Here is a 19,029-nt window from a genome sequence, read left to right on the forward strand (position 1 = left end):
ACCGAGGGCGGTTGGGGCTCGCTGGGGTCAGAGCCCTTTCCGCAGGAAAGGGATCCGGCCCCACCGCTCACCCGCGACCGATCAGTACTTCCAGGTCAACGCCAGTCGCGCAGTGCGGCCCGGGGCCGGCATCACGCCCAGGGCCAGCGGGTCCAGGTAATAGCGGTCGGTCAGGTTGTCCACGCCGGCTTCCACCGACAGCTGGTCGTTGAAGCTCCAGCTGGCGAACAGGTCCACCAGCGTGGTTGGCCGGTACAGCTGCTGGATCGCCGACAGGCCCACGTTCCAGTCCTTGTCCAGCTTGCTGATCGGGCCGGCGTTGTGGACCACGCGGGTGCCGAAGGTCAGGCGCTCGTCGAACAGGCGCGAGCCCAGGGTCAGGTTGACCATGTAGCGCGGTGGGTTCTGGGTATTGGTGTACGAGCCCTCGAAGCCGCCGTCCACGCAGTCGGGCGTGTTGGCCAGCTCGCCGTTCCTGCGCTGCGCCCCATAGGCACGGCGCTCGGCGGCGATGTCCGGCGCGCAGGTCTTGGCCTTGAAGTAATAGTGTGCGGACAGATCGGCAAATACCTTGCCGCTGTCATAGCTGGACTGGAACTCCATGCCCGAGACCTTGAACTGGTCGACGTTGCGGATCAGGCCCGCCGACAGCGTGCGGTAGTCACGGGTGATCAGGTCGTCGATGCGGGTATCGAAGTACGCCAGCTTCAGCGCCAGGCGATCGCCGGCAGTGAACAGGTCATAGCGGAGGGTGCTGGCACCGATTTCCCAGCTGCGCGCGCGCTCCGGCTTCAACTCACCCACCGGCTTGGCGGCGGTGAACAGGCCCAGCGTGGTCTCGAACAGGCTCGGCAGCTTGGTGCCTTCGGCGTACTTCACGTAGACCATGGTGTCTTCGCTGAAGCGGTAGGCCACGCTGGCGGTCGGCGAGAACGCGTTATCGCGACGGCGGATCGGCTGCGACCAGGTCCAGCTGACCGGCACTTCCAGGTCCTGCGCCTTGCCGGCGTCGTAGAAGTTCCAGCCACCGATGTCGCCCACCGTGCCCTTCTTGTACGGCGAGGCCAGCAGCGATTCCTGGGTGAAGTTGCCGTTGGCATCCGGATACCAGTTCAGCAGCGCGATGCGCTTGGCCCGCCACGACGGCAGCGCCGGGTTGCCATTGAGCAGTTCGGTGTAGCGGTACTGGCCCTGCACCTCATAAGCATCGGGCGTGGCCAGGCGGTTGCGGTCATGCACATCCACGCGGTTCCAGCGGCCGCCGGCCAGCAGTTCCCAGTGTTCATCGGGCTGCCACTTCAGCGAGGCCACGGCGCTGTATTCCTTGCGCTCGGCGTTGCGCAGGAAGCGGTTGTTGATCAGGTCATCGTGCATGACCGGCCCCGAACTGCCTGGCGCGATGTCTTCGTCGCTGTAGGACAGGCCGTAGTCGAGGGTGAACGCGCCAGCACGTGTGTCGAACTTCGAGGTGTTGCTGGCATCCAGTCCGAAGCGCTTCTGTCGCAGCGGATTGCGGTAGGCATCCTTGTAGCCGGGGTCACCACTGAAGCTGGGCGCGTCGTACCACTCGGTACGACGATCGAAATACCACGGGGTGATGCCGGTCAGGCTGTTGTACATCACGCTGTCGGTGTCGGTGTACGCGGCGTTGACGCGCAGGTCGACCAGCTCGCTGTCCGGGTTGAAGCGATAGCGCAGGGTGTAGCTGTCCATGTCGACGTGGCCCGGATCCCATTGCGGAACGCGGTCGCGATCGACGCGGATGATCTGCGAGGCCATGATCTCGCCGGCGGTGCCTTCGTAGCGGCGGTAGCCAGCTTCCAGGGTCTGTGCATCGTCGATACGCCAGGTGCCCTTGAGCAGCGCCGACTTCGAGCGCGCCGAGGTATTGAAGACCTCGGTACGCGGCGGATTCAGCGGTGCCAGCGTGCGCCGGGTCTGTGGGAAGTCGTCGTAGCCGTGCTTGCCGGAGAAGTAGTTGCCATTGTCGCGGTAGGCGTAGGCGGCGACCAGATCGAAGCGGTCCCAGTTTCCCGCAGCGGCCACGTTGAAGAACTGACTGCCGGTGGCGCTGCGATCGTTGCGCGGCGCGGCACTGTAGGAAGGCAGGTTGTTGGCGCTGTTGTTGGCCAGGCCGCCACGCACGCGCAAGCCGAAGTCGCGCCCTTCGCGCAGCACGTCGCCGATCTTCAGCGTCTCCATCTCGACCACGCCGCCGATGCCGCCAGAGGCGTTGGCCTGCAGGCTCGGGCCCTTGGTGATGGTCAGGCTGGAAATCAGGTCCGGGTCGAGGTAGGTACGCTGCGATTGACCGGCATAGCCACGGTAGGTATCGATGCTGGACTGGCCACCGTCGATGATCACCGGCACGCGGCCCTGGCCCTGGATGCCGCGGATGTTGACGTCGAAACCATTGCCGACGCGTGGGTCACCGGCAGTGACGCCGGCCACGCCCTTGACGATGTCGCCGTTGGACGTACCGCGGAAACGCTCCAGCTGCGTGCGGTTGAGCGTGGTGGTGGAACCGACGCTGCGATAGCTGTCGAGCAGGCGCGCCTCGTCGCTGGTCGCGCCACTGTCGACGCGGTCGCCGGCCACGCTGAGCGTGTCGGTGACGATCACGCCGCTGTCGGCCTGCGCCGGCGTCGCCGCTTCCAGCGCGACTGCATCTGCGCTGACCCGGCGCACCGCCAGGCCACTGCCCTGCAGCACCAGCTGCAGCGCCTCGTTGGCCGGCAGGCTGCCATTGACCGCACGCGAGCTCACCCCGTGGGCCAGGATGGCCGGATACACGACCTGCACGCCGGACTGGCGCATGTAGCTGCGCAGCGCCTCGTCCAGGGGCTGCGCCGGAATGTCGAAGCGCTGTACGGCGGCGTGATCGCCACGGGCGTTCTGTGCCAGCACGGATGGCGTGGCACTGGCCAGGCCGGCAGCCAGCAATGCAATGCACAGGCGGGACGGGCGCGGCGCGCGGCCCGGACGATGGGAGTCGAACATGGGGAACCTGTCAGGTAATCGGTGCCGCAGGCGCGGCGTCATCCGCAACACAGGCGGACACGGCGACGTACGTGGCGGCGGCGGGTACGTTCGCGGGGTAAGACGGTTGGGCGCACGGCAACCCCAAGGGCGATTTGCGGCCGCAGAGGGTGCCGACCGTGGCCGGCACATCGGGAACATCATTCACGCATGGCGTGGATCTACTGATGGATGATGGCGACGCCGAGCGGCAGGCGGGTGACCTGCAGACCTGCCGTCGCCGCCAACGCATCCAGCGCCTGCTCCGGGCGATCGATGCGCAGCGCCGCACTGATCGCCGGCAGTCGCGACAGATCTCCGCGCACGAACGTCGGGCCGGCACGATAGCGCCCCACCCATTGCACGGCGTCGGCGACGCTGGCCTGCTCCAGCAGCAGCTCGCCCTGGCGCCATGCACCCACGCTGTCGGCCGCCACATCCTGCAGGCGCGTCACGCCGCTGCGCTCGCCATAGACGGCGCGCTGGCCCACCTGCAGATAGGTCCAGCCACCGTCGGCCGGGCTGGCCACACGCACCCTGCCCTGCCCGACCTGGGTTTCCACCCCGTCATCGCCACGCGCGACGGTGAACGCGGTCGAGATGTCCTCAACCACGCCATTGCCGGCACGCACGCTGAAACGCCGCTGCGCATCCGGGCTGACCTCGAACCAGACGCGCCCGCGCAGGAGCTCGACCTCGCGTGCGTGCGCATCGAAGCGCACGGCGATCGCGCTGTCCGCATCCAGCACTGCGCGGCTGCCATCGGGCAGCGTTACGTTCTGCACGACGTGCGAGCTGCGATGGTCGGCCTGCAGCCGCAACCAGGCCTCCGGCCATGCCACCAGCATCGCCAGCACAGCTGCAGCGGCCATCGCCCAGCGCATTCGATGCGGGCGGCGGCGTTCGGCACACCGGGCCAGCGGGCGTGGCCCGACACTGCGCCACAGCGTGCGCTCGTGCTCGAAGGCCCGGCGGTGCCCCGGCTCTGCCAGCCAGCGCTCGAACTCGTGCATGCGTCCCTCGCCGATGTCACCCGAGGCCAGCCACGCAATCCAGCCCCGGGCCTGTTCGGCCAGGGCATCGTCATTGGCGGCGGGCAGCGTGTTCGGCGGGCTCATCGGCTGGCGGACAGGCGCATTCAAGCGCGGGCGGGGGAACTAGACCGCATCCACGGTCCAGTGATCAAGACGTTTCAGCGAGGGCCAGCCCCAAGCCGGGGCGATCATCGGCCGCTGCGCGCCCAGGCCAGGCGTTGCAACGCGGTGCGCACATGGTTCTCGACGGTGGTCACCGACACCCCGAGGCGGCGGGCGATCTCGGCCTGGGTCAGGCCCTGCAGGCGGTTGAGCCGGAAGATGGTGCGGGTCGGCTCCGGCAGGTGTCCGGCCGCATCCAGCACACGCTGCAGCTCGTCCTGGGCCATGGCCTGTTCCTCGGTCGAGATGACCTCGTCCGCTCCCCACAGGTAGTGGTCGGCCAGCAGGCGGTTGCGCCGGGTCGATTCGCGGCCGTGGTCGGTGGCCAGGTTGGCGGCCAGCCGGTACAGGTAGGCACGCGGATTGTCGATGGCCTGGCTGTCATCGACACCACGCGCCTTGAACCACACCGCCTGGATCACGTCCTCTGCGCCGTTGTCGCCCCCCAGGATGCGCTGCACCCGGCGCAGCAGCGCAGGCCGCTCGCGGATCAGCAGTTCGGTGAGGGAGGCGGCATTGGAGGACATGCGCGGAACCGGGACGTCAGACGGAAGGCGCCGCGCATGCTACTCCGTTAATGAGAATCAGTCACGTTCGCATCAATGGATGCACCCGGTCAGCCCGTCATAGACGCTCTGCGAGGTCCCCGGCAACGGGTCATGCAGTGGATTGCGGGCGGCGAGCGCGGCATGGAAGGCTTCCACCGGTGTGCCAGGCTCCAGCGGCAGGCGGCACAGCCAGGTCGGTTGCCGGGCGACGATCGCACCGTCTTGCCGCGACACAGCCAGGTCACTGGCGGCAAATGCCCACAGGCACTCATGCACCGTGCCGCGCACCGCGTCCACCGAGCAGCGCAGGCGCAGGGCGCGGATATCGCTGTACTCGCCTTCGCAGAAGGTATCGCCGCAGATCGCGTCGAACCCGTAATGCAGACGTCCCTCCAGGGCAAAGAAGCGGTCCCAGTTGGCTTCCTGCCGCGGGTAGTCGATCAGGTCGACGTAAGGAGAGGCCTGGGCCAACGGCGCAACCAGCAGCATGCAGAACAGGGCGAACGGCAGGGCAGACACTTTCATCGGCGGACTCCTTGGCAAGGTCGATCCAGCCTACGCCCCCGCACCGGCCGGCCCTATCAGCCAACCCCGGCCTGCCGCGTGGGTCCCTGCCCCACGCAGCGGTCAGCCCCTCCCTCTGCACAGCGCCCCGCAAAGGCATAAAATGGGGGGCTATCCGTCTATATCCCCCACCTGGAGCACGACCATGGGTCTGGAACTCGTCTCGCCCGGCAAGAACCCGCCGGAAGAAATCAACGTCATCATCGAGATCCCGAAGGACTCGGAGCCGGTGAAGTACGAAGTGGACAAGGAAACCGGCGCGATCTTCGTCGACCGCATCCTGTCCACCCCGATGCGTTACCCCTGCAACTACGGCTACGTGCCGAGCACCCTGTGCGGCGACGGCGATCCGGCCGACGTGCTGGTGGTGCTGCCGCTGCCGCTGGTGCCGGGCTCGGTCGTGCGCTGCCGTCCGGTCGGCGTGCTGAAGATGAGCGATGAGGCGGGCAGCGACGAGAAGATCCTGGCCGTGCCGGTCTCGAAGATCTTCAGTGGCTACGCCCACGTTGAAGACATCGCCCAGGTGTCCAGCCACTGGCTGGAGCGCATCGGCCACTTCTTCGAGCACTACAAGGACCTGGAGAAGGGCAAGTGGGTCAAGCTGGACGGTTGGGGCGGCGCCGCTGAGGCCAAGCAGATCCTGATCGAGGCGCACCAGCGCCACCTCGACAGCAAGGCCTGAGCCTGAACCGGATCGCTCCGGCGGTACCCTGCCGGAGCGATGCGGGTCACGTTTCATGATGACGGCACATCACTCTTGCTGCCGTATTAGGTAAATTGCGTCACTTCACACGTCATCGACATCCATCGTCGAGACAGCCAGGGGAATGTGTCGTGCGTATTCTGCTTGTTGGGGATGCAGCCAGCCTGCCGGCTGAGCTGACCGAATTCATTGCCGATCTTGGGGAAGACTGGCAGCCGCTGACCGCCACCGATGGCCAGACCGCGATGACCGCGGTTGCCACCCAGGGCGTGGACGCGGTGATTGTCTGCCCGCAGCTGCCGGACCTCAATGCCACCACGCTGCTCGGCCAGATCAGGACCCTGCGTCCGGAAACCATCCGCATCGCGCTGGTGGACGCACAGCATGGCAACCGGCCGCCGCCGGCACGCCTGATCGGTGTCGCTCACCGTTTCCTGCCGTTGCCACTGGCACCGGAAGTACTGCTGGAAGCGCTGACCAGCCTGGAAGAGCTGCGCGAAGTGCTGGACAGCCCGCGCCTGCGCGATGCCATCGGCCGCATCGAGAAACTGCCGTCGCCGCCGCACCTGTACCTGAGCCTGACCCAGGCGCTGGAGCATGATGACGACGCCGACAGCGCCGACGTGGCCAAGCTGGTGGCCGCCGATCCGGCCATCGCCGCCAAGGTGCTGCAGTTGTCGAACTCGGCATTCTTCAGCCAGGGCCGCACCATTGCCGACCTGCGTACTGCGGTCACCCGGCTGGGCCTGGCCACGCTGCGTGACCTGGTGCTGGCCAGTGAAGTGTTCTCGGCGCCGACGCTGTCGACTGCCGAACGCAACTCGCTGCAGCAGCGCGCCCTGCTCGCCTCGCGCCTGGCCGCACGCCTGCTGCCCGAATCCAGTGCCGAACTGGGCGCAACCGCGGCACTGCTGGCCGACATCGGCCTGCTGCTGCCCGGCGTACGCAACGAGCGCACCGAGCCATCGCTGGCCGGTGATACCCGACCGGGCCATGCCGAAGCCGGTGCCTACCTGCTGGGGCTGTGGGGCCTGCCGATGCCGATCATCGAAGCGGTGGCATTCCACCTGCAGCCGCAGCGCGCCAACACCCGCAGCTTCTGGGTGACCGGTGCGGTGCATGTGGCCCTGGCGCTGGTCAACGGCGACCCGGTGGATGAGGACTATCTGCAGCGCGCGGGCGTGCTCAACAAGCTGCCGCAGTGGCGCGAACATGCCAACAGCCTGATGGGGCTTACGCCGAGCGAAGCCTGAGCTCCACCGGCAATCCACACGATGAAGGCGCGTCCGCAGAGACGCGCCTTCGTTGCATCAGGGCTGCGCGCAGTGGTCGTACACGCAGCGCTCGAACAGGAACTGGCAGTACGCCGCATCCTCACCGGCCTTGATGCAGTTGCTGCGCACCTCCGCGCAATAACGGCCATTGGCACACACCAGCGGACCGGCCGACACACTGCCGGCCAGGCTCAGGACGGCGAGAACTGCAGCGGCAAACATACGTGGCATCGCGTTGTTCATTTCGCGCTCTCCTTGGTCCGGAATGGACCTCTGCGAACCTACCAGCGGTCCAGTTGCGACAAGCGTGACCTTTGTCGCTGAACTGCCCGATTCAGAATTTCCCGACCCGGCTCTGCCAAACGCAAAGAGGGCAGGCCTTGCGGCCCGCCCTCCTCGTCTTGCCTTCAGGCTTCGATGGATCAGAAGCGCTGGTTGTACTGGATGAACAGGAAGCGGTCGTAATCCAGCATCGGGTCCAGCTGCACGGCACTGGCGTTGGTCACCGCGTAGGTGATCGGCGGGGTCTTGCCGAACACGTTACGGGCACCGACGGTCACGCTGCCGTTCCACGGGGCCTGCCAGGTGGCCGAGATGTCGTGATAGACGATCGCGCCCTTCTTGTTGGCACCCAGGCCACCGCTCCAGCCACCGTTCTCGGTGTAGTAATCCGGCTGGTTGCACTCCAGGCCATTTTCCTGATCGTAGCAGAAGTCGCGGAAGCCGCCGTAGTAACGCATGGTCCAGGTGGCCGACAGGTCGCCCTTGGTCCAGGTGCTGGCCAGGGTGCCGCGGACACGCGGGTAGTTCCAGTAGCCTGCGTAGTCATCCCATGCAGCACCCTTGGTGGCCTGCTGACGGAAGCTGGTCAGGTAGTTGGTGTCCAGGTTGAACGACAGGGTACCGAAGCTGTATTCCGGCATGCGGTAGCGGACGCCGAAGTTGTAGCCTTCGGTTTCCAGCGAGCCCAGGTTCGCGTTGCCGCGGCTCAGGCCGGTGACCTGCTGGCCGTTGGCGACGTCGCCACGGCTGTACTGGTCACAGAAGGCCTGCACACCGTTCTGGTAGCACTGGTTCAGCACGTAGTTCGCCGACAGCGCGGTGATCACGTTGTCGACAGTGATCTTGTACCAGTCCAGCGAGACGTTCAGGCCGCTGACGAAGCTCGGGCTCCAGACCAGGCCCGCGGTGCGGGTCTTGCTGGTTTCCGGCTGCAGCTTGTCGTTGCCCACACCCGAGTTGAACGGGTTGTTACCCTGGGTGTCACGGGCACTGATCGGACGACCGGCAGCGTCGGTCTGACGGAAGTCGGACGCCAGGCCTTCAGCACCGCAACGGGCTGCAACGGCCGGGTTGCTGCGCTGGCCGAACACGGCATCACACGGATCGGTGAACTTGTCGAAGGTCTGCGAACCACCACCGAACGTGTCGTCCAGGGTCGGGGCACGGAAGCCCTCGCCGTAGGTCGCACGCACCAGCAGGTCGTCGATCGGCTTCCAGGTCACGCTGAACTTGCTGTTGACCGTGTTGCCGAACTTGTCGTAGTCCGAGTAGCGGCTGGCGATATCCAGCGACAGCTCCTTGGCACCCGGCAGGTCACGCAGCAGCGGCACCATCAGTTCCAGGTAGAACTCGTTGGTCTTGTACTTGCCTTCGGTCGGCTGCGCGGCCAGCTCGGTGGTGTAACCCGAGGAGGACAGTGCGTCCGGGTGATCGTAGCCCGACACTTCGCGATGCTCGTAACCGGCAGCGAAGGCGAACTCGCCCGCATCGCCCGGCATGTCGAACAGCGAACCGGTGATGTTGGCGAAGTACTGCTTGCTCTTGCTCTGGCCGGTCGAGTTCAGCAGGGTGTTGATGTACTTCAGCGCATCCGGGGTCGCGGCGCTGGCGCCGCCCAGCAGGTCGAACGGAACGCAGCTGCCCGGGCTGGTGCCCAGCGCGATCGGGTTGGCAGCGGTGCCGCACTGGGCGACGCCATTGGCGTTGATGAACGACGGGCCGAGGGCGTTCTTCAGGGCCAGCAGGTTGATGTTGCCCGAGCTGGTCTGGGTCACGTCGAACTGGTTGTAGTTGATGCCCACATCCCAGTCGAACGGACGGTTGTTGAAGTCGAAGTTGCCTTCCAGGGCCGCGTCGAAGTGCAGCGACTTGACGTTGTTCTGGGTGATGCGCGGCAGTTCGAAGATACGACGGCCCCAGCCACCGATGTCAACGCCGGCGCCCGGGTTGGCCCAGTTGCCCAGCGGGTTGTAGATGCTGTCCTTGCTGATCGCCACCGGGAACTGCGGCTGCGAGGTGCCGGTCAGCGGGTAGCCGGCGATCTGGCGCTTGGAATCGCGCTCGGAGTACATCGCCGTCGACTTCAGACGCAGGTTGTCGTTGATGTCGTAGCTGGCCGAGGTGAACATGGTCTTCGACTCAGCGCCCTGGTTCAGCATCATCTGCTGCGAGGCGTTGTAGTAGTCGTCCAGACCAATCAGGTGGTAGTTGTTGAAGTTGTTCGACGGCTGGCCAACGCCGACCGGGGTGTCCCAGGAACCGGTGTGGTTGACCACCCAGGTGTTCGGGACCCACTTGCCAGCCTTGTTGTATTCGCCAGCACCGGCGGTGCCTTCGGCACGCGGATCGGTGAAACGACCCCACGGGCCAGCCGGGCTCAGACCGTCTTCCTTGTGGCCCTGGCCATAGGAGTATTTGGTCAGGCCACGATCCTTGGCCCACACCGGATCTTCCTTGATGTAGTTCGCGCCGAACACGATCGAGGAGCGCTCGCCGCTGGCACCCAGGGTCAGGCTGTACTGGGTCTTGGAACCGTCGCCGTGGCTGTTCTGGCCATAGTAGGCACTGGCCTCGGCGCCGTCGAAGTTCTTGCGCAGGATGATGTTGACCACGCCGGAGATGGCGTCGGAACCGTAGATCGCCGAGGCGCCGTCCTTCAGGACTTCAATGCGCTCGATCAGCGAGGTCGGGATGGTCGACATGTCGGTGAAGCCGGCCAGGCTGGTGCTCCAGCGCTTGCCGTTGACCAGCACCAGCGTGCGCTGCTCACCCAGGTTGTACAGGCTGACGTACTGGCCGCCCTGTTCCGGGTTGGACGCCAGCACGGCCGCCTTGCTGAAGGTCTGGGTGCCCGCCACGGACAGGTTCTGCAGCAGGTCGCCGACGCTGACCAGGCCCGAACGCTGGATGTCCTCATGGCTTACGGTGAGGACCGGCTGGGAGGTTTCCACATCCACCGAGCGGATGCGGGAGCCGGTGACTTCCAGGCGATCAAGGGTGGTCGGGGCACTGGCTTCCTGTGCGGAAGCAAATGCCGGTGCCAGCGCCAGCGCGATGCCGGCGGGCAGCAGGCCCAGCCGCACGGCAGGGGTGCGAACGTTCATCAATCTCTCCAAGGTACGTGTTAGTAGCGTGTTAAAACGCTCCAGCACGTTACGATTGCGTTGCGATGCTGTATTTGCGCGACCCAACCGTAGACTTTGCAGAGTGTGGCGGGAGCAAGCCGCCGTTTTCCCTGAACCGGGAGGCAGACTGCCCGTAACGGGCGCGGAAGGCCCGCGCGAAGCTGCAGCAGTTGTCGAATCCGCTGGCCGCGGCGACCTCGCCCACCATCATGTCGGTGTCGCGCAGCAGATCGGCGGCCCGCTCCAGGCGCAACCGTGCCGAAAGCGACTGGGGGCTCTCTTCATACAGGCTCTGGAAGGTCTTGGAGAGGTACCAGCTGGAGAAGTTGGTCAGCTCGGCCAGCTCGCCGATCCGCACCACGCGGTGGCTGTTGCCCTCCAGATAGAGACGGGCACGCTGCATGCGGCCGAACACCTGGCGCTTGCGGCTGCGTGAGCGACCGGGGCAGCGCTGTACATTGTCGGCCAGGTCACGCTGCAGGCCGGCCAGGTGCAACAGCAGGGGGCGCAGCGCCTGCGCCGGCAGGCCGCTGTCGAGCGCATCGCGCCACAGGCGCAGGGCAACGCGGGCGTCGCCGCGGCTCATGCGACCACGACCGGCATACAGGCCGCAGTCGGCCATCTCGGACAGCACCCGCATCGCCTCCGCAGTCAGGCTGAGGCCCACGCACAGTCCGTTACGGCCGGCCTGCACCAACGGGCGCGACTCCTTCTCGAAGGCAATCCACTCACCATGGCGCAGGCGGAAACGCCCTTCCTTGGCTTCCACCCAGGAACTGCCCCGCACCTGCAGCCAGACAGTGAAGCTTGACCCTGCCGTCTGCAGGCTGCCGAGCCGGGCCACGCCCATGCAGGTCGGCGCGAGATCGTCCAGCGCCTTGTCGAGGGAGACGGTTTGGCCACGATCGGCCAGCGAGAGTTGACGCATGGGGCACCACGGGTTTGCCTGATACAGGCTTCCGTTTTGCCTAATCAGGCGTCAGCCCGTCAGGAAAATCCGCCGAGATCGCCACGAATTCGCGGCGAGAACTCCACGAAAAAATCACGAAGAGATATTTTTCTTCAGGATCAACGGCTTGAGAAAGGCCGGGAACAGTGCCGGCGCCGACCGGGGCAGCTGCATGACGCCGATGTCGGCACCATCGCTGACCGCCAGTGCGACGTACAGATCCCGGCCATCGGCGCTGGCACTGATGCCGTTGCCCGCACTGAGCCGCTGCCGGTCCAGGCAGCGCTCGGGGGCTTCGGTGCCGGCCTGGATATGGATCAAGGTCGTACCGCATTCGGTCGAGTTGCCGAGATACCCGATGCCTCCGGTGCCCGCCACCGTCCAGGTGCGATAGCGCCATCGGCTGGGCCGGTCTTCACTGACCTGCTGCACGCTGGCCGGGGACAGTGCCGCATCCACCGACCACAAGCCGCCGGACGCCAGGCGTGTGAACAGCACGCGGCCATTGCCCCGATCGAAACGCGCCTGGGAGACGCCGTCGATACTGGCCAGGCGGCGCCAGGGGGTCACGCTGCGATCGAACAGGCTCAACCGGGTGCGTTGCTCTGCATCGCGCTCGACTACCAGCAGCTGCTCCGGGGTTGCCCCGTACAGGGCCTGCAGCGGCTGATCCACCGGAACCGGCAGCGGTTGCAGGTGCTCGTCGCGCGGGGCGATCTCGTAGACAACGGTACGCCCATGCTCGTCACGCCCGACCACCAGCAGCTGGCGGCTGTCGGCCGACCAGTCCGGCGCCTGCCGCCCCTCCGGACGCAGGCCCTCGATCGGCCGCAGTGAGTCGGGCCGCTGCATGTCCGCCCACCACAGCGCGAAACTGCCGGAACGATCGGAGGTGAAGACCAGCTGGCGACCGTCGGGCGCCGCCATCGGCTGCCCGTCGCGCCCACTGGACGCGAACAGCCGCTCGGCGCTGCCGCCGGCCATCGGCACCTTGAACACGCCGAACTGGGCACGGCGGTGAACGAAGGCCAGCACGTCGCCGTGGCGCGACACCGCAGGCCACTGTGCGTCGTCGAGGCCGGCATCACGCAAGGTGCGGCGCTCCACGTCCAGGTAGTACAACCGCACCTCGCTGTCCACGCGCCGGCCGAACACGATGCTGCGCCCATCGCCCAGCCAGGCCCAGCCACGCTGTTCGGCGGATTCGTTGGTCAACTGCTCCAGCTCACCGCCTCCGGCCGGCATCCGCCACAGGTCGCCCATCTGTGGATTGCGCACGAACACCAGCCACTTGCCGTCGGGCGAGTAGCGTGGCGCGTAGTCAAAATCATCCTGATCGACCGCGTAGTCCAACGCCCGCCACTGGCCGCTGGCCAGGTCGAGCACACGGATGCCGCGATGGGCGTAGCGGCCCACCATGCTGCCAAAGACCAGGCCGCGGCCATCCGGTGTCCAGTCGAAGCTGAGCAGCTCGGTTCCATCGCAACGGGTCGCCTGGCGCACGCCGCCGCCAGTGGCACTGGCGATCAGCACCTGGCAACCGCCGTCGGCTCCAAAGCGGGCAAAAGCGATCTCGCGCCCGTCCGGTGACCAGCTCGGGAAACGGTCACTGGCCCCCTTGGGCGGCAGCGCCAGCTGCCGGGCCGGCGCATTGCCCGAGGTCTGCACCTTGATCACACCACCTCCGGCGCCATCCTCGTTGGCGCCTTCGTAGGCAACCTGGGAGCCGTCCGGCGAAAGTGTGGGATAGGTTTCAAAACCACTGGTAGCGGTGATCAGGCGATAGGGACGCTGCGGGCTGCCGATCACCCGCACGCCGTTCTCGACCGCTGCATCCACCGGTGAACTCGGCTCCGGCCCGCGCCGCAGCAACAATGTGGCCATGACCAGCAGCGCGGCCAGCATCATCACACCCAGCACCCACAACAGCTGGCGGCGCAGCTGGCGCCAGCCGCGCCGGCGTGAAGGCGCTGCAGGCACGGCCAGCGCCGGAATCGTGCCGGCACCGTCCGGCGACGGCATCACATCCGCAACGGCCACCGCATCCACTTCCGCCACCGGCTCGAAGTCGTCCAGCGCCTGCACCGGTACCAGCAGCCGATAGCCGCTCTTGGCGATGGTCTCGATGTAGGCCTGGCCATTGTCGTCGTCGTTGGCGAACGCCTTGCGCAGCTGGGTGACGGCCTGGGTCAGCACGTCATTGGTCGGCAACGTATCGGGCCAGACCTCGGCAAACAGCTCTTCACGGGTGACCACGCGCCCAGGCTGCCGCATCAACACGCGAAGTACGCCCAGCGCTTTCGGCGTCAGCCGCCGCGGACGGCGCGCGCCTTCAACCTCGACCTCACGCGAGGACAAGGTAATGACACAGTCGCCGACCTGCACGCGGTCGGCGTCAATGGGCGTGAGTTCGCTGCTGTTCATTTTCCGCTATACAGTAGGGACGGGATCTGGGCAGGGCTCACCAGCAATACCGTCCCCACCGTCCCTGGACAGGGCCATCGAAAAGCCAGATTCCGCACAAAGCATCGGCGCATACCGCAAAAACAATAACGCCCCCGGATATTAGCCTAAGCCGGTTACCCCGCCTATGACGGGGTCGACACTCAGGCTCTCTCTCGCCGACGCATTCACATAATCTGCATCACCATTCGCGCCCTTTTGGGCGCGAAATTTTTATCTGGCGTTCATTTTCACATGCGCCGAAGCATGGTCAACCCGACCAGACGCGACACCACAAGGCCGATATACATGACGCCTGCGAACTGTTCGAGCATCACCAGGGCCCGTGCCTGCGGGTGCAACGGCACGACGTCACTCAATCCAACTCCGGACAACAAGCTGAAGCTCAGATAAAGCAGCTCCATCCAACTGCGCTCGGGGCCAGCAGTCGCACCCTGGAAACTGCCTGGATACCACTGTTGGCACACCGCGAATGCAAAGGCGAACCCCCAGGCCAGCAGGGTGAAGGTTGCCCCGGCTGCGAACAGTTCGTCGCGTGTTACTCGATGGTCCTGCAGCATGTAGGCGATCAATGCCCCGGCCGTATAGAAGTACAGCAGGCTTTCCAGCAGCTGCGCGGTGGTCAGCAGCGCGCTGCGGTCCAGCAGGGCGCCAGCCAGCGAGAACACCACCGATGGAATGGCCAGCAGCAATGCCAGCCACGTGCCCAGCGGACTGCGCTGGACCACCCACAGCGCCAGGCCGAGTACCGCCATGCCGAACATGCCCAGCGCCGCCCGGCCAGCGGCGGTGTCATCGAGGGCGGGATACAGCAGTACCGCGATCAACTGGGCGGCCAGGAGCCAGGCCGAAGGATGGCGGCGGGCGATGGCCAGCCAGCGGGTGGTCGTGGCAACGGGCATGGCGTCCTTTCCCCTGGGCGATGCGCGGAGGATAGCCGGGCGCGGCGTGATGAACGGTAGTGCCGGCCATTGGCCAGCACTCCCCCCGGTCCCGTGCACGACGGAATGCCGGCCGGCGGCCGGCACTACCCGTTACCCGTCACCCCTGGCGGTAGACCTCGGCCCCGCCAGCACGGAACTCCTGCGACTTCTCCTTCATGCCGGCCTCGGCGTAGTCGCGCACGTCCTGGGTGATCTTCATCGAACAGAAGTGCGGTCCGCACATCGAGCAGAAGTGGGCCAGCTTGTGCGCGTCCTTCGGCAGCGTCTCGTCGTGGAATTCCTTGGCCTTTTCCGGATCCAGGCCCAGGTGGAACTGGTCCTCCCAGCGGAACTCGAAGCGCGCCTTGCTCAGCGCGTTGTCGCGTACCTGCGCGCCCGGATGACCCTTGGCCAGGTCGGCCGCGTGCGCGGCAATGCGGTAAGCCATGATGCCGTCGCGCACGTCCTGGCGGTTGGGCAGGCCCAGGTGCTCCTTCGGCGTCACGTAGCAGAGCATGGCCGTGCCAAACCAGCCGATCATCGCCGCGCCGATCGCACTGGTGATGTGGTCGTAGCCCGGCGCGATGTCGGTCGTCAGCGGCCCCAGCGTGTAGAACGGCGCTTCGCCGCATTCGCGCAGCTGCTTGTCCATGTTTTCCTTGATCAGCTGCATCGGCACGTGGCCGGGGCCTTCGATCATGGTCTGCACATCGTGTTTCCAGGCGATCTTCGTCAGTTCACCCAGCGTTTCCAGTTCGCCGAACTGCGCCGCGTCGTTGGCATCAGCGATGCAACCCGGGCGCAGCCCGTCGCCCAGCGAGAAGGTCACGTCGTAGGCCTTCATGATTTCGCAGATGTCTTCGAAATGCGTGTAGAGGAAGTTCTCCTTGTGATGCGCCAGGCACCACTTGGCCATGATCGAGCCGCCGCGGCTGACGATGCCGGTGACACGCTTGGCGGTAAGCGGCACGTAGCGCAGCAGCACGCCGGCGTGGATGGTGAAGTAGTCCACGCCCTGCTCGGCCTGCTCGATCAGGGTGTCACGGAAGATCTCCCAGGTCAGTGCCTCGGCGCGGCCGTCAACCTTCTCCAGGGCCTGGTAGATCGGCACGGTACCGATCGCCACCGGCGAGTTGCGGATGATCCATTCGCGCGTCTCGTGGATGTGCTTGCCGGTGGACAGGTCCATCACCGTGTCACCGCCCCAGCGGATCGCCCACACCAGCTTCTCCACTTCCTCGGCGATGCCGGAAGACACCGCGCTGTTGCCGATGTTGGCGTTGATCTTGGTCAGGAAATTGCGGCCGATGATCATCGGCTCGCTTTCCGGGTGGTTGATGTTGTTGGGCAGCACCGCACGGCCACGTGCAATCTCGTCGCGCACGAACTCCGGGGTGATGACTTTCTGGATCGACGCACCGAAGGCCTCGCCCGGGTGCTGCTGCAGCAGGCCCGCATCGCGGATCGCGTCCAGGCGCTGGTTCTCGCGGATGGCGACGAATTCCATTTCCGGCGTGATGATGCCGCGGCGCGCGTAATGCATCTGGGTGACGTTGGCACCGGCACGTGCACGGCGTGGCAGGCTGCGCGCGGGGAAACGCACCGCGTCAAGCTTCGGGTCATGCTCGCGATCGCGGCCGAACGAAGAACTCAGTCCTTCAAGCTGCTCGGTATCACCGCGCTCTTCCACCCAGCCGCGACGCAGTGCCGGCAAACCGGCGGACAGATCGATGCGCACCTCCGGGTCGGTGTACGGGCCCGACGTGTCGTAAACGGTCACCGGCGCATTCTCTTCGCCGCCGAACAACGTCGGCGTACGGGTCAGCGCGATCTCGCGCATCGGCACCTGCAGATCCGGGCGTGAACCAGGCACGTGGATCTTGCGCGAGCCGGGAATGGGCCGGGTCACGGATGCGGAGAGTTGCTGGGCCTGTTGCTGCAGGGCGGAGAGCTGTGCGTTCATCGGGCATCGTCCAGGAAGGTCAGGGACGAAGCGGCGGCGCACGGCACCCGCGCACGGACGGTCCTTGGGCGGAGTCCGGGCACGGCTGCATTGCAAAGCTTCCCTACGCCGGTATGAGCCGGATCAGGTTCCAAGGGACTGTCTCAACCGTGGCCACATGGCCCGGTACCCCCGCTTCTTGGTGCGCATTAGAGCATAGACCGCCCGCCTCCGGGACCAGGTCGCCATTCGTTAACGGAACCATGACGTCGCGTTCAGTAACGTGCACGCCATCGCGTCGCTGAGATCGATGCGTTCCCCGCCGCCTTCGCGGCCCCTGCCCGGTCCGTGCTGCATGCCGCCGGCCCTTCGCCGCAAGCTCTGCTCGCTCCCCTCAATCCCCCTTGATCGGAGAAGCTCCTTCATGGTGTTTCGCGTTTCCATCGCACTGGTTCTGCTGCTGGTGCTGCTCGCCGGTATCGCCCCCGGCCCCTTCAACACAGTGGTCCAGTCGATGCTGGCAGAAGTCATCCGCAGTGTCGGCTGGCTGTACCTGCTGGTGGTGTTCCTGGCGCTGGTGTTCCTGATGTACCTGGCGTTCGGCCGCTTCGGCAACCTGCGCATCGGCGGCGAGGACGCCGAACCCGAGTTCTCGCGTGCCAGCTGGATGTCGATGCTGTTCGCCGCCGGCATGGGCATCGGCCTGGTGTTCTGGGGTGCGGCCGAGCCCATCTCGCATTTCAGCAAGCCGCCGGAAGGGCTGGCACCCGAAAGCATGGACGCTGCCCGTGCTGCCATGCGCTACGTGTTCTTCCATTGGGGCCTGCACCCGTGGGCCATCTATGCGCTGATCGGCCTGGCAATGGCCTGGTTCCAATTCAACCGCAACGGCCGTGGCCAGATCAGCGACATGCTGCAACCGATCATCGGACGTCACCATCGTGGCTGGATCGGGCATGTGGTCAACATCTCCGCTGTCGTCGCCACTGCGGTTGGCGTGGCTACAGCACTGGGCTTCGGCACGGTGCAGATCGCAGCCGGCGTGGAACGCGTATTCGGCGTGCAGGCGGGCGTTCCGCTGCAGTTGACGATCATTGCGGTGGCCTTCGTGCTGTACATGGCGTCCACGCTCAGCGGCGTCGGCCGCGGCATGAAATGGCTGTCCAACTTCAACCTTGCACTGGCGGCGCTGCTGCTGGCGCTGGTGCTGGTACTCGGCCCGACTGGCGCGATCTTCAACACGTTCACCACGACGCTGGGCTCCTATCTCAACCAGCTGGTGACGATGAGCCTGCGCATGTCACCGTTCTCGTCCAGCACCTGGGTCGCGGACTGGACGATCTTCTACTGGGCCTGGTGGATTTCCTGGGCACCGTTCGTCGGTTCGTTCATCGCGCGCATCTCGCGCGGTCGCAGCGTTCGCGAGTTCGTGATCGGCGTGGTGCTGGCACCGACGCTGCTGGGCTTCTTCTGGTTCTCGGTGTTCGGTGGCACCGCGATCTGGATGCAGATCTTCGGCCAGGCCGACCTGCTGCAGGCACTGGGCAACGGCTATGAAACGGTGCTGTTCACTATGTTCGACAGCCTGCCGCTGCCGTTGCTGCTGTCGTGCATTGCGCTGGTGCTACTGATGATCTTCTTCGTGACCTCGGCTGATTCTGCGGTACTTGTGCTGGCCAGCATGTCCACGGACGACGCGGGCGAGCCATTGCGCAAGCACAAAGTGGCGTGGGGTGTCGGCATTGCGCTCGTGGCGGGTTCCTTGCTGTTGGCAGGGGGACTGGAGGCGCTGCAGGGCATGATCACCATCGCTGCGCTGCCGTTCGCGCTGCTGATGCTTCTTGTGATGGTGTCGCTGTATCGGGTGCTGGACCAGGAGTACACCCGCGAGCGACGGCAGGCGCAGCGCCAGCGGCACATGATCGATGCGTGGATCGCACGCGAGATGGCGGCGCAGGAGGAGACGCAGGCCGAGGCAGCGCGCGCGCACGATCAGGATTGAGGGTTGTTTTGCAGCCTGCGGCTGCACCGCTTTTCTCAAG

Annotated in this window: 13 protein-coding genes and 1 riboswitch; of the genes, 3 read left to right on the forward strand and 10 right to left on the reverse strand. The window is 65.9% G+C overall.

Features of this window, described 5'->3' with window-relative positions:
* Positions 1-81 precede the first annotated feature (81 nt).
* From AC5P8Y_RS16785 to AC5P8Y_RS16800, 4 genes are all read right to left on the reverse strand, one after another.
* On the reverse strand, positions 82-3,000 hold the full coding sequence (locus AC5P8Y_RS16785) for a TonB-dependent receptor (protein WP_111108500.1): 2,919 nt from the start codon (positions 2,998-3,000) through the stop codon (positions 82-84).
* 200 nt (positions 3,001-3,200) lie between these two features.
* Positions 3,201-4,136 (reverse strand): FecR family protein, encoded by a 936-nt coding sequence (locus AC5P8Y_RS16790; RefSeq protein ID WP_049453132.1) that lies wholly within the window; start codon positions 4,134-4,136, stop codon positions 3,201-3,203.
* Positions 4,137-4,240: 104 nt separating this feature from the next.
* Positions 4,241-4,741, reverse strand: a complete 501-nt coding sequence (locus AC5P8Y_RS16795) for an RNA polymerase sigma factor (RefSeq protein WP_005410933.1) — start codon at positions 4,739-4,741, stop codon at positions 4,241-4,243.
* Positions 4,742-4,813: 72 nt separating this feature from the next.
* Positions 4,814-5,287 carry a hypothetical protein gene (locus AC5P8Y_RS16800; protein ID WP_049396202.1) on the reverse strand — a complete coding sequence of 158 codons (474 nt, stop codon included), beginning with the start codon at positions 5,285-5,287 and terminating at the stop codon, positions 4,814-4,816.
* A gap of 184 nt (positions 5,288-5,471) precedes the next feature.
* Between AC5P8Y_RS16800 and ppa the strand changes: the two genes are divergently transcribed.
* Together ppa and AC5P8Y_RS16810 are read left to right on the forward strand one after the other, a co-directional pair.
* Positions 5,472-6,008, forward strand: a complete 537-nt coding sequence (ppa, locus tag AC5P8Y_RS16805) for an inorganic diphosphatase (protein ID WP_005410935.1) — start codon at positions 5,472-5,474, stop codon at positions 6,006-6,008.
* Positions 6,009-6,160: 152 nt separating this feature from the next.
* Positions 6,161-7,282 (forward strand): HDOD domain-containing protein, encoded by a 1,122-nt coding sequence (locus AC5P8Y_RS16810; protein WP_005410936.1) that lies wholly within the window; start codon positions 6,161-6,163, stop codon positions 7,280-7,282.
* Between the two features lie 57 nt (positions 7,283-7,339).
* On the opposite strand, the gene AC5P8Y_RS16815 is transcribed toward AC5P8Y_RS16810, so the two are convergent.
* From AC5P8Y_RS16815 to thiC, 6 genes are all read right to left on the reverse strand, one after another.
* Positions 7,340-7,546 (reverse strand): hypothetical protein, encoded by a 207-nt coding sequence (locus tag AC5P8Y_RS16815; RefSeq protein ID WP_005410937.1) that lies wholly within the window; start codon positions 7,544-7,546, stop codon positions 7,340-7,342.
* Positions 7,547-7,725: 179 nt separating this feature from the next.
* Positions 7,726-10,689 (reverse strand): TonB-dependent receptor plug domain-containing protein, encoded by a 2,964-nt coding sequence (locus AC5P8Y_RS16820; RefSeq protein ID WP_005410938.1) that lies wholly within the window; start codon positions 10,687-10,689, stop codon positions 7,726-7,728.
* A 49-nt stretch (positions 10,690-10,738) separates the two neighbouring features.
* Positions 10,739-11,638 carry a helix-turn-helix transcriptional regulator gene (locus AC5P8Y_RS16825; protein ID WP_005414398.1) on the reverse strand — a complete coding sequence of 300 codons (900 nt, stop codon included), beginning with the start codon at positions 11,636-11,638 and terminating at the stop codon, positions 10,739-10,741.
* 114 nt (positions 11,639-11,752) lie between these two features.
* Positions 11,753-14,083, reverse strand: a complete 2,331-nt coding sequence (locus AC5P8Y_RS16830; protein WP_111108501.1) for a winged helix-turn-helix domain-containing protein — start codon at positions 14,081-14,083, stop codon at positions 11,753-11,755.
* 269 nt (positions 14,084-14,352) lie between these two features.
* Positions 14,353-15,024 (reverse strand): ion channel, encoded by a 672-nt coding sequence (locus AC5P8Y_RS16835; RefSeq protein ID WP_005410941.1) that lies wholly within the window; start codon positions 15,022-15,024, stop codon positions 14,353-14,355.
* Positions 15,025-15,163: 139 nt separating this feature from the next.
* Positions 15,164-17,008 carry a phosphomethylpyrimidine synthase ThiC gene (gene thiC, locus AC5P8Y_RS16840; protein ID WP_012481195.1) on the reverse strand — a complete coding sequence of 615 codons (1,845 nt, stop codon included), beginning with the start codon at positions 17,006-17,008 and terminating at the stop codon, positions 15,164-15,166.
* An 82-nt stretch (positions 17,009-17,090) separates the two neighbouring features.
* Positions 17,091-17,191: riboswitch (TPP riboswitch) on the reverse strand.
* A 220-nt stretch (positions 17,192-17,411) separates the two neighbouring features.
* Here thiC and AC5P8Y_RS16845 point away from each other — a divergent pair.
* On the forward strand, positions 17,412-18,989 hold the full coding sequence (locus AC5P8Y_RS16845) for a BCCT family transporter (RefSeq protein ID WP_049431212.1): 1,578 nt from the start codon (positions 17,412-17,414) through the stop codon (positions 18,987-18,989).
* Positions 18,990-19,029: the final 40 nt, after the last annotated feature.

It is taken from the genome of Stenotrophomonas sp. YJH_SMC_12-1, from assembly GCF_059370935.1.